Source organism: Azospirillum sp. TSH58 (genome assembly GCF_003119115.1).
In the GTDB taxonomy this organism is placed as follows: domain Bacteria; phylum Pseudomonadota; class Alphaproteobacteria; order Azospirillales; family Azospirillaceae; genus Azospirillum.
The window spans coordinates 31,830-55,407 of the sequence record NZ_CP022367.1; the positions used below are offsets into that span (position 1 = coordinate 31,830).

Below are 23,578 nucleotides of genomic sequence, written 5' to 3' on the forward strand. Positions count from 1 at the left end.
CAAACATCAGGCGGCCTTTCGATCACGCCGCGTTGCGGAGCAGCCTGTCTTCCAGGCGGCGCGCCCATTCGGCGTCGCGGGCCAGCGATTCGACCAGCAGGCGGGCCGGGCCGGCCGCGTCCGCCGGGGTGTCGGGGCGGAGCAGCCCGGCCAGCCGCAGGGCCAGCGATTCCGCCTCCGCCTCCACCCAGCGGGCGTACTGCTTGCGGCGTTCCGCCTCGTTCCAGTACCAGCGCGGAAGCTGGGGATAGCTGCGCTCCATCTCGCCTTCCCAGGCGCTCATGCGGAACAGACCGCTGGGCGAGCGTTCGGTGGTGGTGCTTGCGGGTGTCATCGGCAGGGTGTCTCCTTCCACGCCGCAGGTCGGGCGCGGTCAGGCGGCCTCCAGATCGCCGCCCTCTTCGTCTTGCTTCAGGATTTCCGCCTTCTTCCGGGCGAACAGGCTGGTGATGCGGTGCTGGGCCGTGCGGTCCACCGAGCCGATCTCGCGCAGGCGGGTGCCGGCGCCGGTCCGCCACAGCTCCTCCAGATCCTCCAGGCCCAGGCAGGCGCCGAGCCGCTTGCGGATTTCCTCCTCGAAGGCCGCGATGGCGGTCGGCTGCAGGTCCGGGTTGGACTTGGCGGCGTAGAAGGCCTCCGACTCCTCGCGGTACTTGCTGTCGTCGAACTGGCCCATATGCACGTCGGCGGCGAGGCCGAGCTGGACGAGGCATTTGCCCACCGCGTCGGTCATCGACATCTTGAAGCACTCGTCGTCGGGCGCCTCGATGCCGTTGCGGCGGCGGACCATCTCGGTGCCGCCCCACTGCGGGCCCGTCCAGCACTTCTCGCCCGTCTCCGGATCGAGGTACCAGACGCGGGCGCAGATGAAGACCATGCGTTCAGCGATGGTCCAGTCCATCTGCTCATAGCCCCAGCCCTTGCCCACCGGGCCGAACACCTCGGTCATCATCATCAGGCGCCAGGTCGGGTCGATCTGCGTGCCGCGGAAGCCGCCGGAGCGGGTGAAGGGCTTGGTCGCCTTCGGGTCCGTCCGCTTCAGCCGGTTCCACAGATGCATGGGGTCCGGGGCGGCGGGACCCGCGGTGGCGGTCTGGGAACCCGCGATCTTCGGAGCGGCCGTGCTGACGGTCTTCTCGGTTTCGGCAACAGTGTCGGTCTTGCTCATGCGTCCCATGGTCGTCGGGTTCCCCTTTTTGGTCAGTAGCGTTCGTCTCTCCCCTCACCCCAGCCGCCGCTGAGCACAGCGTCCAGGCTCGGGTCAGGGGACGGATCGGTCGTGGCGGGCTGCCACGGTTCGGCGGTGTCGAGCGCCCGCCGGGGCGGCGCGCCGTAGCGCAGCGACAGGCGTCCCTCGCGGTCGCGGGCGAGATACAGGCCGCGCCCCGGCTCGTCCCCCGCCACGAAGGCGATGCGCGCGTCGGCGGGCATCAGCGCCTTCAGGGCCGCCTCCGCCTCGCGGACGGCGAGCGCGGCGGTGCGGCGGTCGACCAGCTCGGCCGCCAGGGCGGCGAAGCGGTTGTGCTGGGCCATGTCCACCACACGGCGGGTCTCGTAGATCGGCGCCTCCGCGGGCAATGGGTCGCCGGGCTCCACATCGTTGGCGACGTGCCACCAGAAGGCGTCCAGCGTCTCCATCAGCCGCCCGCAATCCACCTCCCGCCGCGGCACGCGGACGAGCGCGTGTCCGGTGGGGCGCAGGATCGACAGCATGGCCCGCTCCAGCCCGGTGACCACCAGCTGGTGCTGGACCTGCCAGTGGTAGCGCTGGGCCAGTTCCACGTCCGACTGGAAGCCGCCGGAGAATTTCGCCTCCACCAGCGTGTCCGGCGTTCCGGTTTCCGTGTCGTCCTCCCACGTGAGGAAATCCGGGTGGGCGACCATCCAGTCATGCTCCGGATGGACCCAGGTGCGCTCCGCCGGCACGCAGGGAAGGCCGGTGGCCTTCTCCACGAAGCGGGGGTGCAGATGCTCGGTCGCGATGCCGATCTGCACCGCGGCGACGAGGTCCAGATCGGCCGGCGCCGAACGTCCCGTCTTCTCGCGCCACAGAGTCAGCCAATCGCCCGCCATGATGCGGGTGGCGTCGGAAGACCCGATACGCCCTGCCCGCGCGGCGCGCTGCGCGTCCGTAATCGCCATTCCCCTGCCGGCCCCCAGCCGTTTCCATGCGTTCCTGGCCACCGTCCCGGTGGGCGCCCGATGCGTCTTCGCAGCGCTCGTGGCGTTAACCATAAACCGTAGCGTGAATATGGGCTGCGAACATGCAGGATTCAAGAACAAAAAGAGAACCTGCGGCTTGGCCGTAGGATCGAATCTTCGAACCTTTTCAAAAAACTAAGTAGAATACGGCGCAGCCGCGGTCCCGCTGTGACCGAATCGGGCGACTCGGCACAGATGGGTATGGATTCGTGGGGGCAAAGGGGCTTTCGGAAAAGAATTTCACCGCCAAAACTGACGGCTTTTCTTCCAGATTCCCGCCAAATACGCGCGATCAGGCGCGCAGGCAGCGCGTGATGTGAACCGCGACACCCGCGACGTTTGCGCGCTCGATGGGAGTCGGGCGGCAGCCGGGGTCGGTGCTGACCGGCAGCAGATGCGGCGGGAAGAAGCGGTAGCCGCACACCGTCCCGTCGCCCACCGTGACCACCACGTCACCGGCCTGCGGGGCCAGCACGTCCAACGGTTCCAGCACCACGCAGTCGTCCGGCAGGACGCCGGCGGCGTTCAGGCTGGAGGAGGCGATGGTCAGCGCGAAGGCGCGGCGCGAGGCCGGACGGTCCACGGCAATCCCCCGCGCGCCACCCGTCAAGGCCGCGGCGATGAAGGCTTCCCCGGCCCTCCGCCCCAACTCCAGAAAGGCCCGCACCTGCTCGACCGACAGCAGAGGCACCCGCGCCACGGCCGGGTAGGCGGTCTCGTCGAGGAATCGCGGCTCGGACCCGGCGACGCGGGCCAGGCGGCCCAGCGTTTCGGCGCTGGGAACGCTGCCCCGCGCCGGGTCGCGCAGGAAGCGCGTGATGTTGGTCGGCGTGACCTCGGCCAGCCGCGCCCAGGCGCCGGCGCTCCAGCCCTGGGCCTCCATCACGCCGGTCATCCAGCGCAGGATCGCCCGCCGCGTGTCGTCCATACCGCCGTCCTCCCCGCCGAAAGAGCGCCCTATAAGAGAGAACGTTGAATGAACGCGCAAGGTTTCTTCGCTTATGTCGCAATTTCGCCGAGGATGCGCTGCGAATTCGCAGTATCACATCGGACTCCCCTCCTCTCCCGCTGAGCCCGTTCCCCACCCATTGCGACAGGCCGCGCGCGCCGCCATCTGGAGGGCGCGAAACCACATCCGGAGGAACCGATGATCGTCACCAGCACCGACACCGTCGAAGGCCGTCCCGTCACGCAGTATCTGGGCATGGTCGCCGGCGAGGCGATCCTGGGCGTGAACATGTTCCGCGACCTGTTTTCCGGCATCCGCGACATCGTCGGCGGCCGGGCCGGCGGCTACCAGAACGCGCTGCGCGACGCCCGCGAGGCCGCCTTCGCCGACCTGCAGGACGCCGCGCGGGCGCTGGGCGCGGACGCCATCGTCGGCGTGGACATCGATTACGAGGTGCTGGGCAAGGAGAACGGCATGCTGATGGTTTCCATCAACGGCACCGCCGTCCGGCTGGGCTGAATTCCCCCAACCGTTTAGGCCGATTGCCCGCCTGGACGGGCGGTCGCACCCCCTTACACTCCCTCCCCGCATCGATAGGGACCTGAGAAACGGGAGGGACGACATGCGTTCTCTGGCGAAACGGCTCGGCGGCCTGGCCCTGGCCGCCGGGCTTTTCTGCGCGGCGCCAGCCCTGGCCTTCGAAGGCCTCGTGGAGAAGAAGGTGTTCGAGATGCCGTCCTACACCACGGTGGGCGGCGGCACGATCAAGAACGTCCGGATCGGCTGGGAAAGCTACGGCAAGCTGAACGACGCCAGGGACAACGTCATCCTCGTCACCCATTTCTTCAGCGGCAACAGCCACGCCGCCGGCAAATACAAGATGGAGGACCCGGCCCCCGGCTACTGGGACTCCATCATCGGGCCGGGCAAGCCGCTGGACACCGACAAGTACTTCATCATCAGTTCCGACACGCTGGTGAATCTGTCGCCGAAGGACCCGACCGTCGTCACCACCGGCCCGGCCAGCGTCAATCCCGACACCGGCAAGCCCTACGGCATGAGCTTCCCGGTCGTCACCATCCGCGATTTCGTCAATGTTCAGAAGGCATTGCTTGACAGTCTTAATGTCAAGTCTCTGCACGCGGTGATGGGCGGATCGATGGGGTCGCTTCAAGCTCTGGAATGGGGGGCGTCCCATCCGGAGATGGTCAAGCGCGTCGTCGCGGTGATCGGTGGGGCGGAAGCCGATCCGTTCCTGATCGGCTGGCTGAACCTGTGGGCGGCACCCATCCGCGTCGATCCGAACTGGCAGGGCGGCGATTACTACGGCAAGGCGGAGCCGAAGGCCGGGCTGACCGAGGCCCTGAAGCTGGTGACCCTGCACGCCCGCCACTGGAAATGGGCGGACGCCACCTTCGGCCGCGGCTGGGCGGAGGAAGGCAAGGATCCCGCAGCCAGCATGAACAACCAGTACGCCATCGAAGCGTGGCTGGACAAGGCGGCGGCGGCCCGCGCCGCGGTCAGCGACGCCAACCACTTCCTCTATCTGGTGAAGGCCAACCAGACCTTCCTGGTGGGCGGCGGCGGGGCGCTGGACGACGGTCTGGCGAAGATCAAGGCGCCGGTCCTGCTGATTCCCTCCGCCGACGACCTCGTCTTCCCGCCGGAACGCGCCATGCACCCGTTGAAGGAGCGGCTGGAGAAGCAGGGCGTCGCGGTCACCTACACCGACGCGATCACCACCAGCCTCGGCCATCTCGACGGCATCGCCAACATCGCCAAGACCGGGGACACGATATCGGCGTTCATGGCGAAGTAAGCGCCCCTGCCGCCCCGCCCGGCGAGGAGCGCCCGGCGGGGCCTTTCAGGGTCCGACGTAATGCGGCATCAGCTTGGCCTGCTCGCCGACATAGACGGTGCACCGGCTGTCCTGGCCATCGAAGAAATACACCTGACCGGTCTTCCGCTTGTTCTGCGGGTCCGACAGGTTGGCCCCGCCGGAGAAAGCCACGCCATAACGCTTGTCCGGCGTCCGCGCCCAATAGAAGCCATCCGTCTCCTGCCCGAAGGCGCCGCGCTGGCACAGGCGCGACAGGGCGGCATCGTAGCGGGTCAGACCGTCCAGCCCCTTCGGCAGATTGTAGACCGCTTGGCTGCGCACGTAACGCATCCGGGGCGGAATGACCTCCGGGGGAAGGAATGAGCGGTTCAAGGCGCGCAGATGGCCGGGATCGGTCCGCTCGACCCGCATCGGGTCCGCCGCCGCGGGCACAGCCAGCAACGCAAGCAACAGCGGAACGGCGGCGATGGCTTTCATGGGCTGAGTGATGAAAAGTCCAATGAGGACAGGACCATAGCACGGTTTGTCCGGCGGAGAGGAGCGACCGCCGATGGTGGGTCAATGGCGGCCGATAAAATCTTTTTCCATCAGATGATTGAAAGCGCTCTTTCAAACCAAAAATCAAGAACCGGGAACGCTCTCATTCTTCAAAGGAAGGTTTAGAAATTTCTCTCAAGACACTGCTTAAAAAGGATTTTTCAAATCCGTTCTCCTTTGCCGTCCAGATAGCGGGTGATCGTCGCCAGGAAGTCCCGCGGCTGGATCGGCTTGGGCACATGCCCGTCGAAGCCGGCGTTGGAAAAGCGCAGCATGTCCGTGGGCGTGGACAGGTTGGTGACCGCGACGACCAGCGTGCGCGCCAACGCCCGGTCGGCGCGGATCAGCCGCATCAACTCGACGCCGGACAACCCCGGCATCACCACATCCATGATCACCAGATCGGGCTTCAAAGCGCGCATCAGGTCCAGCACGCCCCGAGGGTCGTCCGTCTCGACGACGCGGTGGCCGCCTTCCTCCAGGCAACGGACCAGCAGTTTGCGCATCAGCGCGTTGTCATCGACGACGAGGATGGTCCGCGTCCTGTCCAACGAATGGGAATCCATAGCGTCCGTCCCACCCGTTACGGCGTCTTGCCGGTGCCGGCGGACGAGGCGTCCGTCAGCCACCAGGAGTCGAAGGAGATCGAATAGGGAGGCACGGTGTCGGGGCGCTTCAAGCGGCTCCAGTAGGCTACGCGGTAGACGCCGGAGTACCAGTGCGGCACCACGTAATGGTTCCACAGCAGCACCCGGTCCAGGGCCGACACCGCGGCCTTCAGATCCTCCTGGCTGTTGGCGCGGACGATCTCGCCGATCAGATGATCGACCGCCTCGCTGCGCACCCCGGCCATGTTCTGGCTTCCCGGACGGTCGGCGAAGGCCGAGCCCCAATAGCCGGTCTGCTCATTTCCCGGCGACAGGGACTGCGGCCAGACATGGACCACCATGTCGAAATCGAAGTCGCGGGTGCGGTTCTCGTACTGGGTGGTGTCCACCGTGCGGATGCTGGCCCGGATGCCGAGGCGTTTCAGATTCTCGATGAAGGGCAGAGTCACCCGCTCGAAGGTCGGGCTGTCGAGAAGGATTTCGAAGTCCAGCGGCTTGCCGGTCGCGACGTCCACCCGCACCCCGTTGCGCACGTCGGTCCCCGCCTCGTCCAGCAGCCGCTTGGCTTCCAGCAGGTTGCGGCGCAGCCCGTTCTGGCCCTCCGTGCTGGGCGGATGGTAGGTCTTCTCGAAGACCTCGGCGGGGATTTTCCCGCGCAGCGGCTCCAGGATGGCCAGTTCGCGGCCCTGCGGCAGGTCCCTGGACTGGAGCGGCGAGTTCTCGAAATAGCTCTCCGTCCGCTTGTAGGCGCCGTAGAACAGGGTCTGGTTCGTCCACTCGAAGTCGAAGGCGTAGGCGATGGCCTGGCGCACCTTGGGATTCGCGAAGACCGGGCGGCGCGTGTTGAAGACGAAGCCCTGCATGCCCGCCGGCACCTCGTTGGCGATCTCCTCTTTCACCACCTTGCCGTCGCGCACCGCGTCGAAGTCGTAGCCGGTGGCCCAGGTCTTGGCGACGTTCTCCTGGCGGAAGTCGTACAGCCCGCCGCGGAAGGCCTGGAGGGCGACGCTGGCGTCCCGGTAATACTCGTAGGCCATGGTGCCGAAATTGTTCCGCCCGACATTCACCGGCAGGTCCTTGCCCCAATAGTCGGCGACCCGCTCGTAGGTGATGCCGCGGCCCGGATCGAAGGACGCGATGCGGTAGGGACCGCTGCCCAGCGGCGGCTCCAGCGTGGTCGCCTGGAAGTCCCTGCCCTCCCAGTAATGCTTCGGCAGCACCGGCAACTGCCCGACGATCATCGGAAGCTCGCGGTTGTCGCCCGGCTTGAAGGTGAAGCGGACGCGCCGCTCACCCTCCGCCTCGACCTTGTCCACCGCGCCGTAATAGCTGCGGTAGAAGGGATGGCTCTCCGTCAGGATGGTGAAGGAGAACACCACATCCTCGGCGGTGACCGGCTTTCCATCGTGCCACCGCGCGCCGGAGCGCAGGGTGAAGGTGATGGAGGAGCGGTCCTCCGGCATCTCCACGCTTTCCGCGAGCAGGCCGTATTCGGTGAAGGGCTCGTCCGCCGACCCGGTCATCAGCGTGTCGTAGATCAGCGCCGCCCCCGCCGCGGGAACGCCGCGCAGCGTGAAGGGGTTCAGCGTGTCGAAGGAGCCGATGGCCTGGAGGGTCACCTTCCCGCCCTTCGGGGCGTCCGGGTTGACGTAATCGAAATGCCGGAAGTCCGGCCCGTATTTCGGCTCGCCGTACAGAGCCATGCCATGCCGCGCCGCGCCGTGCGGTGTCTGGGCCCCCGCCGGTCCGGCCACGGCGGCGGCGATCAGCCCGATCAACAGTCCAGCGGCCATACGGCGCATGCCCCATCCTCCCATCATTCGCGCCGGAGCGCTCGGCCCCGGTTCCGTTCTGATATCATGTGGGAGGGGTGAAGCGGTGCGAAACCCCCTTCCCCACCCCACAGGGTCGCGCCCCGCGATTTGCTCTGGTGTCCTACCGGGCTTGGGGTCATGGTTTTCGGCAATCCGCGCGGCCAAGCGCGACCATCATGGAGGGTTCTTCGACCGTGTCCGCCGAATTCACCGTTTACGGCAATTTCAATTCCCAGCCCGCCACCCGCGTCGCCCTGTTCCTGTCGATGGCCGGCGTGCCCTACGCCTACCGCCATGTCGACCTGCGCGGCGGCCAGCAGAAGTCGGCGGAGTATCTCGCCATCAACCGCTTCGGCCGGGTGCCGACCCTGGTCCACGGCGACCTCAGCATCTCGGAATCGGGCGTCATCCTCACCTACCTTGCCGAGAAGACCGGCCGGTTCGGCGGCCGGGACGAGGCGGAGAAGGTCCGGCTGGCGGAATGGCTGTCCTGGCTGGCCGACGTGCTGCTGCCGGTCCAGCGCGCCCGCGCGGTGCGCAAGTTCCACGGCGACGCCAACGCCCTGCCCTGGATCGACGCCGCGGCCGCCGGCGGGCTTGCCCAGTTCGATCGCCATCTGGCGGGTCGGACCTTCATCGAGGGCGAGCGGGTGACCATCGCCGACATCTTCGCCTTCCCGTGGATCGACCTCGTGGAGGAGTCGAACATCGACATCGCCACCTACCCCAACGTCCAGGCGTGGCACGCCCGCATGCTGGCCCAGCCCGGCGCCAAGCGCCAGATGGCGCTGATGCCGCAGACGGACGTCGGCTGACGACCAAAGAAAAGGCCCCCACCCGCTGTGCGGATGGGGGCCTTTCTTCAAACGGACGCTCTTACTTCTTGGTGCCGGCCGTCGCGGCGAAGCTGTCGTAGGGCAGCTCGGCGACGCGGAACCACAGCTGGGTCTCGTCGAGGAACGGCTTCCAGCTCTCGTAGATCGTCTTGAAGTTCGGGTTGGTGCTCGCCAGCTCGTCGTAATACTCGAAGGCGATCTTGTGCGCCTGCTCCATCAGGTCGCGCGGGTAGGCGCGCAGGATGGTGCCCTTGGCGACCAGACGCTTCAGAGCCTTGGCGTTCTCCGAATCGTAGCGGGCGATCATGTAGGTGTTCGCCTCGGCGCAGGCGGCCGTCAGGATCGACTGGTAGGCCTTGGGAAGCTTCTCCCACTCCTGCAGGTTGACGTAGAGCGAGACGTTCGGCCCGCCTTCCCACCAGCCCGGGTAGTAGTAGTACTTGGCGACCTGATGGAAGCCCAGCCGCTCGTCGTCGTAGGGACCGACGAACTCGGTCGCGTCGATGGTGCCCTTCTCCAGCGCCGGATAGACGTCCGCGCCGGCGATCTGGGTCGGGGTGGCGCCCATCTTCGACATGATCTGGCCGGTGATGCCGGCGATGCGGATCTTCAGGCCCTGGAAGTCCGCAGCGGTCTTGATCTCCTTGCGGTACCAGCCGCCCATCTGGGCCCCGGTGTTGCCCGCCGGGAACTGGATGACGTTGTGGTTCTTCATGAAGGCGCGCATCAGATCGAGGCCGCCGGCCTGGAACCAGGCGGTGGTCTGGCGCGCGTTCGGGCCGAACGGAATGGCCGTGTCGAAGGCGAAGGTCGGGTCCTTGCCGACGTAATAATAGCCGCAGGTGTGGCCGCACTGGACCGAACCGTTCTGCACGGCGTCGAGCACCTGGAGGCCGGGCACCAGCTCACCACCCGGGAAGGCACGGATCTGGAACTTGCCGTCCGTGCTCTCGGCGACGCGGCGGGCGATCAGCTCCGACGCGCCGAACAGGATGTCGGTGCTCTTCGGGAAGCTCGACGCCAGGCGCCACTGGATTTCCGGCTGCGACTGCGCAATGGCCGGCGCGGCCACGCCGGCAACCGCCAGCCCCGCACCCGCGGCCGCAGCGCCCGCACCCGCCGACTTCAGAAACGCACGTCTTTTCACGATTCTTCTCCCGTGGACTCCGCCTTCCCTTTTCGTTTCAAGCAGCCCGTCGGACCACTTGTTGCGAGGGAATTTTCACAACTGTAACAAAGCAGCGTTTTCGTTCCGATTCATCGCACAAAAGCGCATGACAGGTCTACCCTGGTCCCACGGATTACGCGACCGCCTCAGCCGCGCCGTCCCAGGAAGGCGGAAAGCGGCGGCAGGACCAGCGTCCGCCCGTCCGCGGTGACCTCGGGAACCGGCGTTCCCGGCGGGCGCGGCAGGTCGAGTGCCGCCATCGGCGGCTTGCGCTTCAGCGCGTATTCCGCCGGCTGGTCGGACAGGTTGAAGACGGCCAGCAGCTCCTCGCCCTCCGCCGCCCGTTCGAAGGCCAGGACGCTGCCGGCCTCCTCCACCGCCGCCACGCCGCCCTGCGTCAGCGCCGGATGGCGGCGGCGCAGGCGCAGGGCGTCCCGCCAGACGTCGAGCGGGCTGCCGGGGCGGCGCTCCTGCGCGTCCACCGCCAGGGCATGGTGCGGCTGGGCGACCGGCAGCCACGTCTCGACCGCGCTGGAGAAACCGGCGTTGGTGGCGCCGGACCGCCAGGGCATCGGCGTGCGGCTTCCGTCGCGCCCCTGGAAGTCCGGCCAATAGGCGATGCCGAAGGGGTCGCGAAGGTCCTCCGGCGCCAGCGCCGCGTTGGGCAGCGCCAGTTCCTCCCCCTGATAGAGGCAGACGGTGCCGGGCAGCGCGGCGAACAGCGTGGCCAGCAGGGCGTTGAAGCGCTCCGGATCGGCGCCGGGCGGCAGCCAGCGGCTGGCGGCGCGCTCGACGTCGTGGTTGGAGAAGCTCCAGCAGATCGCCTCCGGCTGCGGCGTGCCGGTCAGCGCCCCGGCGAAGTTCTGCGCGGTGAAGGGCTGCTTGGCCAGCGACAGGGTGTAGGCGGCGTGCAGCCCCTGCGGCCCGCAGTAGGCGGCGATGCGCCGCGCCGCGCCCGGCTGGCTCGACAGTTCGCCCAGCAGCACCCGGTCGGGATAGCGGTCGACCACCGCGCGCAGCCGAGCCAGCACGGCGTGAATGGCCGGGTGCATCATGTCGTAGAGATGCTGTTGCAGCGCGAACAGCTTGGCCGGCGGCTCCGCCCCGCTCCAGGCCGCCGCGGGGTTGGAGCGGAGCTGCGGGTCGTGGGCGAAGAAGTCCACGGCGTCGATGCGGAAGCCGTCCACCCCGCGCTCCAGCCAGAAGGCCGCGGTGTCGCCGAGCGCCTGGAGCACCGCCTCGTCGTGCAGGTTCAGGGCGGGCTGGCTGGACAGGAAATGGTGCAGATAGTATTGGCGCCGCCGCGGCTCCCACGTCCAGGCGGGGCCGCCGAACACCGAAAGCCAGTTGTTGGGCGGCGTGCCATCGGGGCGCGGGTCGGCCCAGACGTACCAGTCGGCGAACGCGCCGCCGCGCGACCGGCGGCTGTCGCCGAACCAGGGATGCGCGTCAGAGGTGTGGCCGCAAACCAGATCCAGGATCACCTTCAGCCCGTGGCCGTGCGCCGCCTCGATGATGCGGTCCACCGTCTCCAGCCGGCCCATGCGCGGATCGACCGCCCGGTGGTCGGTGATGTCGTAGCCGAAATCCTTCTGCGGCGACGGGTAGAAGGGGCTGATCCACACCCCCTGGACGCCGAGCGACGCCACATGGCCGAGGCCGGCCAGCACGCCGTCCAGATCGCCCCAGCCGTCGCCGTTCCCGTCGAGGAAGCTGAGAGGATAGATCTGGTACAGCGCGGCACCGCGCAGCCACGAAGACGCCTGGGACATAGGGACCCTCCACAAGAGACTCGTGGAAAGGGTCCCCCCATAGCCCTAACGATCGGTTACCGACCCGGTTTTGGTCACGGCTTCCGACCGCCCGGCGGCGGCGTCAGGCGCAGCCAGGGCGCCCAGACCTGCCGCATGGCGTCGCTCCACATCCGCATCGGCGCCGTCCACAGGGCCAGCATCGGGTTGGCGCTGGCGAAGGCGGGATTGAGCAGCGGGTTGGCCGAGGCCAGCAGCGCCGGCCCCATCATCCCGCGCAGCGCGTCGAAGGAGGGCGTGGCGGTGATCTGCACGGCGATCGTCTCGGACCCGCGCTCCGGATCGTCGCGGTGCAGGATCTGGATGTCCAGGTTCGGCAGGGCGGCGGTCAGCTTGGTTTCTTCCATCGTCCTCATCCCTTCGGTGCCGGCGGGCCTCGAGGCCGGGGCCATGGTCGCCGAACGGCGCGCCGTCGGCAACCGTCCAGCCCGCAACCATGCAACCAAAAGCGGGCGCGGATGTTTCCCGCTGGCAGGCAACGGGCCGCAGCCAATGGGTGGCAACCGATGGGGATTCCAGCATGGACGGAGTGATGGTCACCGATCCCCGCACCGAGGCGGAAGAGGCCGCGGCCTGCGCCGGGCTGAGCTATGTCTGCGACGACGAGCCGGGAATCCGGCGGCGCCGCGCCGGCAAGGGCTTCTCCTACCAATGGCCCGACGGCACGCGGGTGACCGAGGAGGACACGCTGCAGCGCATCCGCAAGCTGGCGATCCCACCGGCCTACCGCGGTGTCTGGATCTGCCCGGACCCGGACGGCCACCTCCAGGCCACGGGCCGCGACACGCGGGGACGCAAGCAGTACCGCTACCATCCCCGCTGGACCGAGTTGCGCGAGGGCACGAAGTTCGGGCGCATGCTGGATTTCTGCCGCGCCCTGCCCGCCATCCGCCGTCAGGTGGACGGCGATCTCGCCCGCCGCGGCCTGCCGCGCGAGAAGGTGCTGGCCGCCGTGGTGCGGCTGCTGGAGACCACGCTGATCCGCGTCGGCAACGAAAGCTACGCGCGAGAGAACAGCAGCTACGGACTGACCACCCTGCGCGACGACCACGCCGACATCGAGGGGGCGGAAATCCGCTTCACCTTCAAGGGCAAGTCCGGGAAGGAATGGAACGTCACGCTGAAGGACCGCCGCCTCGCCCGCGTCGTCCGTGCCTGCCGCGACGTGCCGGGGGACGAGCTGTTCCAATACATCGACCGCGACGGGCAGCGCCACGCGGTCAGTTCCGGCGATGTGAACGAGTATCTGCGCGCCGTCACCGGACAGGATTTCACCGCCAAGGACTTCCGCACCTGGGCCGGAACCGTCCTGGCCGCCATGGCGCTGCGGGAGTTCGAGAGCTTCGACAGCGCCGCCAAGGCCAAGCGCAACGTCACCCACGCCATCGAGCAGGTGGCCGCCCGCCTCGGCAACACCGCCAGCGTCTGCCGCAAGAGCTACGTCCATCCCGAGATTCTGGACGCCTATCTGGAGGGCAACCTGCTGGACTCCCTGACCCGCGAGGTGGAGACCGAACTGCGCGAGGAACTTCCCGAGTTGGAGGCCGAGGAGGCCGCCGTGCTGGCCTTCCTGCGCAGCCGGCTGGAACGCGAACGCCGGTCCCGCGCCAGCGAGAGCCGGCGGCGTCGCGCGGCCTAGGGCCTATGCCTCCGGCTGGTCCTGGGTGGACATGCCGTCGCCCCAGTCCAATCGGCGGGCGACCTTGAAGGCGGCGCCATCGCGCTTGCCGAGAATCCGCTCGGTTTGCACACCGTCCCGGCCGCAGAGCTTGAAGCCGATGCGCCCGTTTCCGGCGTTCCAGGGCGGTGCGATGATGCGGGCGTCGGGGCGGGTGCCGGGCTGGCGGGAAGCGGCGACGTAGACGAACTTCTCGTCCTCCCACGGCACCTCCGCCCCCTTGGCCATGCGGTGCAGGCGGGAACGGGCGACGCGGCGGGAGAAGTGGCACCAGTCGGGTGCCGCCAGCGGGCAGGCGGCGCTGTGCACGCAAGGGGCCAGCAGATGGGCGCCGGCGGCGACCAGCCGCTCCCGCGCCCGGACGATCCGCGCCCAGCCGGCGGGCGTGCCGGGCTCGACGATCAGCAGCGTCCCGGCGGTGAGCGACCACAGCCGGTCGACCAGCCGGTCGCGCGCCGGCTCCGCCAGTTCATCCAGCACATAGGCCAGCGTCACCAGATCGCGCGGCTCCAGATTCGGCAGATCCCCGGCGGCGTCGCCGGCCCGCCATTCGATCCGCGTGGGCGTTGCCGCGCCGGACAGCGTTTCGCCGACCGCGCGGATGGCCGGGCTGCCCTCGATCAGCAGGGCGTCGTCCAGGCTGGACCAGCAGTCGGACGCCGCCCACAGCGCCGTCCCCGGCCCCGCCCCGACGTCCAGGGCGGTCACCGGCGCGAAATCGGGAAGCGCCTCGGCCACCGCCTCCATGCTGGAGCGGACGGCGGCGAAGGTGGCCGGCAGGCGGGTGGCGAGATAAGCCCGCGCCGCCAGATCGTCCGACAGGTGGAAGCGCCCGTCCCGCACCTCCGCCCGGTAGCGTTGGGAAAGGCGGTCGGCCGCGCGCTTCAGGTCGGACAGGGCGATGCCGTCGAGCGCGCGGTCCACCGCGTGGCGGAGCGAAGGAGGAAGTTCCATGAATCCGAACGGGAGCAGGCGTGGTCGTCGTTCCGCCTGTTAGCACGCCGGGCGGGCGTTCGGAAACGGACAATGCGCGGACGGGCATCACGCGCGTTGCACCCATGGGATGAATGCACTAATGCATATTCCCTCATGGATTGGTCGCGCGCGAAGGGGGATTTGTGAAACCAGGCGCCATGCTGCTCATTCCCTGCGTCACGATGCTGGCCGCTTGCCAGACCACCTACGCGCAAAGGCCCATCCGCATGGCCCCCGCGGCCATGCAGTATTTCGCCGACTGGGCCGCCATCCCCCACGCCAAGGCCTTTGCGGTCAGTGAGAATGGCCGCGCCGTCGGAATCGTCTACTGCCCGGAGTTCGGCGGCTGCGCCGGGCCTTCGGAATCCACCGCCATCAGCATTTGCGAAGCCAATTCGAAGGGCGTTCCCTGCCTGATCTACGGCGTCGATGGAAGGCCCGTTCTCGACGATCCCAAGCTGCAAGCGTATCTGGAAACCCACAAGGGCGACCGCTCGAAGATCCGGTGACCGGAGCGCCTTCCGGCGCTCCGGCGTCAGGCCCGCACCTGCCGCAGGAAGTCGTTGACGGCGCCGTTCAGCGTGCCCGCCATCGCCGACAGCCGGTCGGCCGCCCCCATCATGGCGTCGGCGGAGCGTCCGGTGTCCACCGCCACCCGGCTGACGTCGCCGATGTTGGACGACACGTCGGTGTTCATGCACTCCACGATGCGCACGTTGTGGGTGATCTCCGAAGTGGCCTGCCGCTGCTGCTCGACCGCCGCCGCGATGCCGCTCACGCTCTCGCCGATCACGGCGATGGTGGAGCCGATGCGGGCGATGGCGTCCACCACCCCCATCGTCGATTGCTGGATGCCGTGGACCAGCGTGGCGATCTCCTCCGTCGAGGAGGCGGTCTGGGAGGCGAGCGCCTTCACCTCGGTGGCGACCACGGCGAAGCCCTTGCCGGCGTCGCCGGCCCGCGCCGCCTCGATGCTGGCGTTGAGCGCCAGAAGGTTGGTCTGCTGGGCGATGGCCGTGATGATCGCGACCACCTCGCCGATCTTCTGGGCGGAGTCCGACAGGCCCTTGGTCAGGCCGTCGGCGCGCTGGGATTCGGCGACGGCGTCCTCCGCCACGCTGCGCGACTGGGCGATCTGCTGACCGATCCCGTCGATGGAGGCGGAGAGCTGTTCGCTGGCCGAAGCCACGGCGCCGACGTTGCTGGTCGCCGTTCCGGCGGCGTCCGCGGCGGCGCGGGTGCGCTGCGCGGTGTCCGACGCCATGCCGGCCACGGCGCGGGCGGAGCCGGTGACCTCCTCCGCCGCCACGGACAGCGACCCGGCCACCGCCTGCACGGTGCGCTCCAGCCCGTCCGCCAGCTTCGCCATCAGGGCGCGGCGTTCCTCCTCGGCGCGGCGTTCCTGGTCGCGGCGGGTCTCCTCGGCCCGCTGGCGGGCGTCCAGAGCCTCGCGGAAGGCCTCGACCGCGCCGTGGATGTCGGCGATCTCGCGCAGGGGCGAGGGGCGCAGGCTCACCGCGCTCTCGCCGCGGGTCAGCGCCTGGAGCGCCCGGCTGGCGTCGCGCACCGGCTGCATGATGAAGCGGTAGCCCAGCAGCATGTTCAGGCCGCCGATCAAGCCGATCAGCACGAAGGCGCCCAGCGCGATCAGCGTCAGCCGGTCGAGCACCGCGGTCAGCGCCGCCGCCCCCTCCTGGCTGCGCGCGGTCACCGCGTCGGAGGCGGCGTTCATCCCCTGCACCAGCCCGTCGACCAGCGTCCGGACCTCCTGGTTGTGGGCGTGGGCGTCGGTGGTCAGGCGCAGCGTTTCGGTGCGCTGCGCGAAGGCCTCGTCCAGAGCCGCGAAGGAGGCGATGTCGTCGGCGACGCTCTCGAACTCGTCGGCGTCCGGCAGATGCCGGCGCAGCTCCATGGCCTTCGCCATGTGCTCGCGGAACTGGCGCAGGTCGTTGCCGACCGCCGGCGGGTAGAGCTGGGACGGCAGGCGGGTCAGCAGGAACTTGGCGTCGCGGATGGTCGAGAAGAGCGTGGCGAGCGCTTGCTCGTCCGCCGGTTGCGTGGTCGCGCGCATCGCCGCGGACAGGCCGCGGGCGATGTCGCCCGACAGGCTCTCCGCGCGGCTGATGTTGAAGCCGAACTTCTTGTCCAGCGCCTCGACCTTGGCGCCGATGCTTGCCGCCTCCCGGCTGGCCGCGACGGCCTTGGCGACGGTCTGCGCGATCTCCGGCGTGGTGTTGGCGGACATCCGCGCGGCGTGGGCGTCCAGGCCGGTCAGCGCCTCGGCCCGCGTCGCCTCGTCGCCGCTGGCGATCACCGCCTCGCCCAATTTGGCGAGCCTTTCGGCCTCCAGGGCGATCCGCTGGTTCTCGGCCACCCGCTGAGCCAGTTCGGCGTTGCCGTCGGCGATCCGCGTCGCCTCCATGGCGGTCATGCCGCCGAACACCGCCAATGCGGCCACCACGACGCCCGCAATCAGGCAATCCACCACAACGACTTGAAAGGTCGAGCGTTTTGCCCGTTCACCTGCACCGGATACCATCTCCACACCTCATCCGCAGCGTTCCCCCGAACTCTTCGTTCTTCCGGATGAGCTGCGCAGGGCGGCTCCTCCGGGGCTTTATCGTTTGAGTACCTATATGCTCGGGGATGTGGGTGTGAGGCTATTGTGGAAAACCGAAGACGGCGCCCGACCGTCCGGTGGGCGCCGCCTCTGGTTGTTGCCGATGCTGTGAAACGGGAGTGGGCGAGGCCGTTACAGGCCGGCGCCTTCCCCTCCGGCCAGGGCGACGCAGACGCGGTCCCGGCCCTCCAGGCTGCCGCAGCCGCCGCTGCGCTGGGACACGAAGCGGATGACCACCCGCTCGCCCTTGCCGACCGCGTGGGGCGGCAGCATCGCCTCGGCGACCAGGGTTTCCACCGTCCGCGACGGCGTCCGTCCGGAGCGGGCGGCGGCCGGCGCATCCCGGTCGGTGGCGGCGACGAATTCCGCGGGCGGCCGGGCCTCGCCGCGACCGGTGGGCTCCACCACGAGCGGAGCCGGGCGGGGCTCCAGGGCGGCCACGGCGACCGGCGCCGGAGAAGCCGGGGTCTGCGGCACCGGCGCCACCGGTTCCGGCACCACCGCGGCGACGGCGACCGGTTCCGGAGCCGCCGGCTTGGCGGCGGGCTTGTTGGCGGCCACCGCCACGGGCGTCGTCGTGGGGGCGCTCGCCGGAACGATGGCGACTTCGATTGCGCTGGCGCCCGCCGCCTGCGACGGTTCGCGGGGCGCCACGCCGCGCAGATTTGGGGTCAAGGCGGCGATGTACATCCGGGTTTCCCGCGGCAACCGCTGCTTGCCCGCCAGATGCGAGGCGTAGCAGGCCGGGCCGCAATTGTAGGCGGCGAGGAAGCCCGGCGCGCCGAACAGGTCGTACATCTCGCGCAGATAGGCGGTGCCGGCCAGGATGTTGTCGCGCGGATCGGACGGATCGGACCCCAGCCCGTATTGCGTGCGCATCATGTCGTAGGTGCCGGGCATCACCTGCATCAGCCCGATGGCGCCGGCGTGGCTGGTGATGGTGCGCCCGTTCACGACGGAGCGCCCGCCGCTCTCGCGCATCATCACGGCCCTGATCCACTTCTCCGGCACGTCGAACCGTTCCGACGCCTCGCGGATGTGGGGGACCCAGCGGCCGAGCGGATCCTTCGGATCAATCGGGACTTCGGCCACCTCCGGGGCCTTGACGACAAGCTCCGCCGTTTCCGGAGCGTTCGAGGCGCAACCCGCCAAGCCGAGGGCGAGAATCAGGGCGGCACCGGCGGCGCGGGCCGCGGTGAAGTCGCGATAAGCCACGAGGAGGGGTCCGTGCTGGTTGCACAAAGATCGAAAGCGTTACCCTCTCTTTGCGATGTAATGGTGTCGGCTGTCAAGCAACAAGGCGGGTGTAATGTCCTGATTCCACGGCCTTTCCCTTTTTCATAGCCCGTTGGAATGGTTTTCAGGCAAATGCTGTTCATCCGTATTCGCCCTTTTTCTGTCCCATTTGACACTGTTGCGATCTTTGCCGAGGCGGGCGAGAGACCCATTCCTGTCACGCCCTAAACTTGCAGGGCCGATCGCCGCGGTCCTCGCAACCGCTTGACTTTTCAGAGGCCATTCCATATTGAATGAACGTTCATTTATAGCCGCGCACCGATGCCCGACAGTTCTCCCCTTCCCCCGTCCCGCCGCTCCCGGCGCAAGGAGGCCCGCCCCGCCGAGGTGATCGAGGCGGCGCGCGACCTGTTCATCTCGCGCGGATTTGCCGCAACCAAGCTGGAGCATGTCGCCCGCAAGGCCGGTGTCAGCGTCGGGCTGCCCTACCTCTATTTCGAGAACAAGGAAGGGCTGTTCAAAGCCGTCGTCCGGCAATCCATCCTGCCGCAGTTCCAGATGGGCGAGGATCTGCTCGACAGCTTCACCGGCAGCAGCGAGGAGTTCCTGCGCGGCCTTGCCCGCGGCTTCTGGGAGATGGAGCAGAGCCCCAACGCCGGGCTGTCGAAGCTGGTCATCGCCGAGGCGCAGAACTTCCCCGACCTCGCCCGCTTCTACATGGAGGAGGTCGTCCTGCGCGGGCGGCGCTTCTTCGCGCGCATCCTGCGCCGCGGCATCGAGCGCGGGGAGTTCCGGCCCGTCGACGTGGAGCAGATGGCCCGCGTCATCGCCGCTCCGCTCAGCATGCTGTCGCTGTGGAACCACTCGCTGCGGCCGTTCGAGCCGGACCCCGCCGCGGCCTCCGCCGAATCCTATCTCGACGCCTATCTCGACCTCGTCCTCAACGGGCTGAGGGCCGAACCCAAGGACCGCACCCCATGATCGACGCCGCCCGTTCCGATGGTCCCGCCGCCAAGCCGCGGCGCCGCCTGCTGCTGCCCCTTCTGATCGTCGGGGCGCTGGCCGCGGGTGGCGTCGCCTGGAAGACCACGAGCAGCCACGACGCGGTGGCTCCCGCCGCGGCCGGCCTGCCCCCGGCGGAACGGGCGGTGGAGCTGTCGCCGATCGAGCTGACCCGCATGGCCCCGCGCCGCCTGACCGAGCTGGTGCGGCTCAGCGGCTCCGTGAAGCCGATGGAACAGTCCATGGTGAAGTCGGAGGTCGCCGCCCGGCTGGTCGAGGTGCCGGTGCGCGAGGGGCAGGCCGTCCGGAAGGGGCAGGTGCTGGCCCGCTTCGACACGGTGGAGCTTCAGGCCAAGCTGGACGAGAAGCTGAGCAATCTGGAAGGCGCCAAGGCGCAGCTCGTTCTGGCCGACAAGACCCGCGCCAAGAATCTGGCGCTGCGCCAGAAGGACATCGTGTCGGAAACCAACATGGATCAGGCGCAGAGCACCTTCCGCTTCCAGCAGGCCACCGTTTCGGCGCTGGAGGCCCAGGTGGACCTCGCCCGCAAGGCGCTGCGCGACGCGGTGGTGGCGAGCCCGATCGACGGAACGGTGGCCGAACGCGCGGTCAACCCCGGCGAGACGCTGGCCATCAACGCCAAGATGTTCTCCGTCGTCGATCTCAGCCGTGTCGAGGTCGAGGCGGCGGTGCCCGCCGACGACGTGGCCCGGCTGAAGCCCGGCCAGACGGTGCGGCTGCGCGTCGAGGGCTTCGGCGAGCGGGACTTCGTCGGCCAGATCGCCCGCATCAACCCGATGGCCCGCGCCGGCACCCGCGCCATCCCCGTCTACATCGTCCTGGACAACGCCGACGGCAGTTTGCGCGGCGGCATGTTCGCCGCGGGCGACGCGGTGGTGGACGAGGTGGAGGGCGCCTTCGCCCTGCCCCCGGCCGCCGTCCGCCACGACCAGGACGGCGACTTCGTGCTGGTCGTCTCCGGGGGCCGGGTGGAGCGCCGCAAGGTCGAGGTGCTCGGCGCCTGGTCGCGCGGCGATCTCGTGGAGGTGCGCGGGCTGGCCGACGGCGATCTGGCGGTGACCGCCCCCCTGCCCGGCCTGACCGCCGGGCGGGCCGTCAAGGTCATGGGTTCGTAAGGGAACGCGCCGCGCCATGCCGATCACCCGCATCAGCGTCGACAACCCCGTCTTCGCCACCATGATGATGGTGGCGCTGATGGTGCTGGGCCTGTTCTCCTACAACCGGCTGGGCGTCGACCAGTTTCCGGACGTGGATTTCCCGCTGGTCGTCGTCTCCACCGAATATCCCGGCGCCAGCCCGGAATCGGTCGAGACCGACGTCACCCGCCCCATCGAGGACGCGGTCAACACCATCGCCGGCATCAAGACGCTGACCTCCCGCTCCTATGAGAGCCAGTCGGTGGTGATCGCCGAGTTCGACCTGAAGACCGCCTCCACCCAGGCGTTGCAGGACGTGCGCGAGAAGGTGTCGGCCCTGCGCCCCAAGTTCCGGGACGAGGTGAAGGACCCGCAGATCACCCGTTTCAACCCGGACGACCAGCCCATCCTCTCGCTCGCGGTCAAGTCGGACATCCGCAGCTTGCGCGACCTGACCACCATGACCGACCAGATCGTCCTGAAGCGCCTGCAGAACGTGCGCGGCGTCGGTCGGGCGACCATCGCCGGCGGGGTCAAGCGGCAGGTCCAGGTGCGGCTGCGCCCCGAACGGCTGGAGGCGCTGGGCGTCGGCGTCGATCAGGTGCTCAAGGCGATCCGCGACGAGAACCAGGACATCCCCGCCGGCACCGTCTCGGGCAACGGGGCGGAGCGCGTCGTCCAGGTGGACGGGCGGGTGATCAACCCGCGGGAGCTTCTCGACATCATCGTCACGCGCCGCGGCGGCGAGCCGGTGCGGCTGCGCCAGGTCGCCGAGGTGCTGGACGGCCAGGAGGAGCAGGACTCCGTCGCCCTGTTCAACGGACAGCCGGCGCTGGCCGTCGATGTGGTGAAGATCCAGGGCTCCAACACGGTGGAGGTGGCGCGCGGCCTCTACAAGGCGCTGGACGAGCTTCGCCGCGACGGCTCCCTGCCCTCCGACGTCGCCCTGGAGGTGGTGCGCGACACCTCGCGCGGGATCACCAATTCGCTGAGCAACGTGCAGCGCACGCTGGTCGAGGGCGGCGTGCTGACCATCGCCATCGTCATGATCTTCCTGGGGTCCTGGCGCAGCACGGTGATCACGGCGCTGACCCTGCCGGTGGCGGTGATGGGCACCTTCGGCGTTCTGGCGGCCTTCGGCTTCACGCTGAACACGATGACGCTGATGGCGCTGTCGCTGGCCATCGGCATCCTGATCGACGACGCCATCGTGGTGCGCGAGAACATCATGCGCCACCTCGGCAAGGGCCAGGGGCACCGGCAGGCGGCGCTGGACGGCACCAAGGAGATCGGGCTGGCGGTCCTGGCGACCACGCTGACCATCGTCGCGGTGTTCCTGCCCGTCGCCTTCATGGGCGGCATCATCGGGCGCTTCTTCCTGCAGTTCGGCATCACCGTGTCGGCGGCGGTGCTGATCTCGCTGTTCGTGTCCTTCACGCTGGACCCGATGCTGTCCAGCCTGTGGTACGACCCGGCGGCCCATGGGCGGCACGGGCGCGGCGTCTTCGGTCGCTTCGCGGCGGGGTTCCAGGCCGCCTTCGACGCGCTGGCGCGGGTCTATGGCCGGACGCTGCGCTGGGCGCTGCGCTGGCGCTGGCTGGTCCTGCTGATGGCGCTCGGGATCTTCGTCGGCAGCTTCTTCCTGGTGCCGCGCATCGGCGTGGAGTTCGTCCCCGCCGCCGACCTCGGGGAATCCATCGTCGATGTGGAGACGCCGGTCGGCTCCTCGCTCGACTACACGGCGGCCAAGCTGCGGCAGGTGGAGGCGGCGATCCGCGAGTTTCCGGAGGTCGCCTACACCTACTCCACGGTCAACACGGGCGCGTCGGTCGGCAAGAACCGGGGCAGCGTCTATGTCCGGCTGAAGCCGATCGACCAGCGCACGCGCACGCCGAACACGCTGGCCCCGCCGCTGCGCGAGCGGCTGTCGGCGATCCCCGGCGTCCAGATCGGCATCGGCATCCCCGGCGTCGGCGGCGTGCAGAAGCAGATCCAGGTGTCCGTCCAGGGCCGCGACATCGCGGAGCTGGACCGCATCGGCAAGCAGGTGACCGCCGCCATGGCCGGCATCCGCGGCTTCGTGGACGTGGACGTCAGCCTGAAGGCCGCCAAGCCGACCCTGTCGGTGCGGCTGGAGCGCGATCTGGCGAGCGATCTCGGCGTCGGGACGGCGCAGGTGGCGAACACGCTGCGCCCCCTCTTCGCCGGGGACAAGGTGTCCACCTGGAAGGCGCCGGACGGCGAGACCTACGACGTTCTGGTCCGCCTGCCGGAAAACGACCGGGTGGGCCGCGCCGACCTCGACCGCATCTACCTGACCGGCTCCAACGACGCCGAGGGGGCGCCGCGCATGGTGCCGCTGTCGCAGGTCAGCCGGGTCGAGACGACGCTCGGCGCCTCGCAGATCAACCGCCGCGACCTGTCGCGCGAGGTGAACGTGCAGGCCAACGTCCAGGGCCGTCCGGCCGGCGACGCCGGCAAGGAGCTTCAGGCGGCCATCGCGGAGATCAAGCTGCCGCCCGGCTACCGCATCGTCTTCGGCGGCTCGACCAAGGACATCGCCGAGACGTCGGCCTACGCTACCCAGGCGCTGCTGCTGGCGGTGATCCTGATCTACCTGATCCTGGCCTCGCAGTTCGGCAGCTTCCTCCAGCCCATCGCGATCATGATGTCGCTGCCGCTGTCGCTGGTCGGGGTGTTCCTGGGGCTTCTCGTCGCCGGGTCGACGCTGAACATCTTCAGCGCCATCGGCTTCATCATGCTGATGGGTCTGGTGACCAAGAACGCCATCCTGCTGGTCGACTTCGCCAACCAGGCCCGCGCCCGTGGGGTGGACCTGCGCGACGCGGTGGTGGAGGCCGGCATCATCCGCCTGCGGCCCATCGTCATGACCACCATGGCGATGATCTTCGGCATGATCCCGCTGGCGCTCGGCATCGGCGAGGGCGCGCAGCAGCGGGCGCCCATGGCCCACGCGGTGATCGGCGGCCTCATCAGCTCCACCCTGCTCACCCTGCTGGTGGTCCCGGTGATCCTCACCTACCTCGACGCGCTGTCCCGGCGCCTCAAGCGCTGGTTCGCCCACAAGGACCCGGACGCCGTGGCGCACGGCACGGCGGCACAGGGCACGGCGGCGGAGTAGTCA

The 23,578-nt window shown here is 68.9% G+C and carries 21 protein-coding genes; 8 read left to right on the forward strand and 13 right to left on the reverse strand.

The features are described 5' to 3' along the window. Window positions 1–22: 22 nt before the first annotated feature. From TSH58p_RS21770 to TSH58p_RS21785, 4 genes are all read right to left on the reverse strand, one after another. Window positions 23–334, reverse strand: a complete 312-nt coding sequence (locus TSH58p_RS21770) for a hypothetical protein (protein ID WP_247873967.1) — start codon at window positions 332–334, stop codon at window positions 23–25. A 39-nt stretch (window positions 335–373) separates the two neighbouring features. Then, on the reverse strand, window positions 374–1,177 hold the full coding sequence (locus TSH58p_RS21775) for a hypothetical protein (RefSeq protein WP_109069470.1): 804 nt from the start codon (window positions 1,175–1,177) through the stop codon (window positions 374–376). Window positions 1,178–1,200: 23 nt separating this feature from the next. Then, window positions 1,201–2,142, reverse strand: a complete 942-nt coding sequence (locus tag TSH58p_RS21780; protein ID WP_109069471.1) for a YqaJ viral recombinase family protein — start codon at window positions 2,140–2,142, stop codon at window positions 1,201–1,203. A 352-nt stretch (window positions 2,143–2,494) separates the two neighbouring features. Next, window positions 2,495–3,130 carry a hypothetical protein gene (locus TSH58p_RS21785; protein WP_109069472.1) on the reverse strand — a complete coding sequence of 212 codons (636 nt, stop codon included), beginning with the start codon at window positions 3,128–3,130 and terminating at the stop codon, window positions 2,495–2,497. Window positions 3,131–3,349: 219 nt separating this feature from the next. Here TSH58p_RS21785 and TSH58p_RS21790 point away from each other — a divergent pair, with 219 nt between their 5' ends. Both TSH58p_RS21790 and TSH58p_RS21795 read left to right on the forward strand, forming a co-directional pair. Continuing rightward, window positions 3,350–3,670: a heavy metal-binding domain-containing protein gene (locus TSH58p_RS21790; protein ID WP_014197078.1), complete on the forward strand. Its 321-nt coding sequence runs from the start codon at window positions 3,350–3,352 to the stop codon at window positions 3,668–3,670. 103 nt (window positions 3,671–3,773) lie between these two features. Continuing rightward, the gene (locus TSH58p_RS21795; RefSeq protein ID WP_109069473.1) at window positions 3,774–4,970 is read left to right on the forward strand and encodes a homoserine O-acetyltransferase; all 1,197 of its coding nucleotides are present in this window, start codon (window positions 3,774–3,776) and stop codon (window positions 4,968–4,970) included. Window positions 4,971–5,015: 45 nt separating this feature from the next. Here TSH58p_RS21795 and TSH58p_RS21800 read toward each other — a convergent pair whose 3' ends face one another. The 3 genes from TSH58p_RS21800 to TSH58p_RS21810 all read right to left on the reverse strand — a co-directional run bounded on the left by TSH58p_RS21800 (window position 5,016) and on the right by TSH58p_RS21810 (window position 7,938). After that, on the reverse strand, window positions 5,016–5,468 hold the full coding sequence (locus TSH58p_RS21800) for a hypothetical protein (RefSeq protein ID WP_109069474.1): 453 nt from the start codon (window positions 5,466–5,468) through the stop codon (window positions 5,016–5,018). Between the two features lie 221 nt (window positions 5,469–5,689). Beyond that, window positions 5,690–6,079: a response regulator gene (locus TSH58p_RS21805; RefSeq protein WP_247873968.1), complete on the reverse strand. Its 390-nt coding sequence runs from the start codon at window positions 6,077–6,079 to the stop codon at window positions 5,690–5,692. Between the two features lie 32 nt (window positions 6,080–6,111). Then, entirely contained in the window at window positions 6,112–7,938 is a 1,827-nt protein-coding gene (locus TSH58p_RS21810) for an extracellular solute-binding protein (RefSeq protein WP_109069476.1), read from the reverse strand. 188 nt (window positions 7,939–8,126) lie between these two features. Here TSH58p_RS21810 and TSH58p_RS21815 point away from each other — a divergent pair, with 188 nt between their 5' ends. Further along, complete coding sequence (locus tag TSH58p_RS21815; RefSeq protein ID WP_109069477.1) at window positions 8,127–8,765, forward strand: glutathione S-transferase family protein; 639 nt, start codon at window positions 8,127–8,129, stop codon at window positions 8,763–8,765. A 61-nt stretch (window positions 8,766–8,826) separates the two neighbouring features. Here TSH58p_RS21815 and TSH58p_RS21820 read toward each other — a convergent pair whose 3' ends face one another. The 3 genes from TSH58p_RS21820 to TSH58p_RS21830 all read right to left on the reverse strand — a co-directional run bounded on the left by TSH58p_RS21820 (window position 8,827) and on the right by TSH58p_RS21830 (window position 12,112). Further along, window positions 8,827–9,933 carry a TRAP transporter substrate-binding protein gene (locus TSH58p_RS21820; RefSeq protein ID WP_040134093.1) on the reverse strand — a complete coding sequence of 369 codons (1,107 nt, stop codon included), beginning with the start codon at window positions 9,931–9,933 and terminating at the stop codon, window positions 8,827–8,829. A 167-nt stretch (window positions 9,934–10,100) separates the two neighbouring features. Further along, window positions 10,101–11,726, reverse strand: coding sequence for an alpha-amylase family glycosyl hydrolase (locus TSH58p_RS21825; RefSeq protein WP_109069478.1), 1,626 nt, complete (start codon window positions 11,724–11,726; stop codon window positions 10,101–10,103). A 74-nt stretch (window positions 11,727–11,800) separates the two neighbouring features. Beyond that, the gene (locus TSH58p_RS21830) at window positions 11,801–12,112 is read right to left on the reverse strand and encodes a hypothetical protein (protein ID WP_109069479.1); all 312 of its coding nucleotides are present in this window, start codon (window positions 12,110–12,112) and stop codon (window positions 11,801–11,803) included. A 173-nt stretch (window positions 12,113–12,285) separates the two neighbouring features. On the opposite strand from TSH58p_RS21830, the gene TSH58p_RS21835 reads away from it, so the two are divergent. Beyond that, window positions 12,286–13,404: a DNA topoisomerase IB gene (locus TSH58p_RS21835; protein WP_109069480.1), complete on the forward strand. Its 1,119-nt coding sequence runs from the start codon at window positions 12,286–12,288 to the stop codon at window positions 13,402–13,404. Window positions 13,405–13,407: 3 nt separating this feature from the next. Here the strand turns inward: TSH58p_RS21835 and TSH58p_RS21840 are convergent, their stop codons facing one another. Continuing rightward, a complete protein-coding gene (locus TSH58p_RS21840; protein WP_109069481.1) occupies window positions 13,408–14,397 on the reverse strand; it encodes a small ribosomal subunit Rsm22 family protein in 990 nt (329 codons plus the stop codon). Between the two features lie 179 nt (window positions 14,398–14,576). Between TSH58p_RS21840 and TSH58p_RS21845 the strand changes: the two genes are divergently transcribed. Next, the gene (locus TSH58p_RS21845) at window positions 14,577–14,927 is read left to right on the forward strand and encodes a hypothetical protein (RefSeq protein ID WP_109069482.1); all 351 of its coding nucleotides are present in this window, start codon (window positions 14,577–14,579) and stop codon (window positions 14,925–14,927) included. A 26-nt stretch (window positions 14,928–14,953) separates the two neighbouring features. Here the strand turns inward: TSH58p_RS21845 and TSH58p_RS21850 are convergent, their stop codons facing one another. Next, complete coding sequence (locus TSH58p_RS21850; protein ID WP_247873970.1) at window positions 14,954–16,903, reverse strand: methyl-accepting chemotaxis protein; 1,950 nt, start codon at window positions 16,901–16,903, stop codon at window positions 14,954–14,956. 267 nt (window positions 16,904–17,170) lie between these two features. Further along, the gene (locus TSH58p_RS21855) at window positions 17,171–18,253 is read right to left on the reverse strand and encodes a lytic transglycosylase domain-containing protein (protein WP_109069483.1); all 1,083 of its coding nucleotides are present in this window, start codon (window positions 18,251–18,253) and stop codon (window positions 17,171–17,173) included. Window positions 18,254–18,595: 342 nt separating this feature from the next. Between TSH58p_RS21855 and TSH58p_RS21860 the strand changes: the two genes are divergently transcribed. Genes TSH58p_RS21860 through TSH58p_RS21870 form a run of 3 tightly spaced genes read left to right on the forward strand, consistent with a single transcriptional unit; the run spans window position 18,596 to window position 23,575 of the window. Beyond that, complete coding sequence (locus TSH58p_RS21860) at window positions 18,596–19,255, forward strand: TetR/AcrR family transcriptional regulator (RefSeq protein ID WP_094302495.1); 660 nt, start codon at window positions 18,596–18,598, stop codon at window positions 19,253–19,255. Continuing rightward, complete coding sequence (locus TSH58p_RS21865) at window positions 19,252–20,412, forward strand: efflux RND transporter periplasmic adaptor subunit (protein WP_109069484.1); 1,161 nt, start codon at window positions 19,252–19,254, stop codon at window positions 20,410–20,412. The genes TSH58p_RS21860 and TSH58p_RS21865 overlap by 4 nt, the downstream gene beginning before the upstream one ends. 16 nt (window positions 20,413–20,428) lie before the next feature. Next, complete coding sequence (locus TSH58p_RS21870) at window positions 20,429–23,575, forward strand: efflux RND transporter permease subunit (protein ID WP_109069485.1); 3,147 nt, start codon at window positions 20,429–20,431, stop codon at window positions 23,573–23,575. Window positions 23,576–23,578 lie beyond the last annotated feature (3 nt).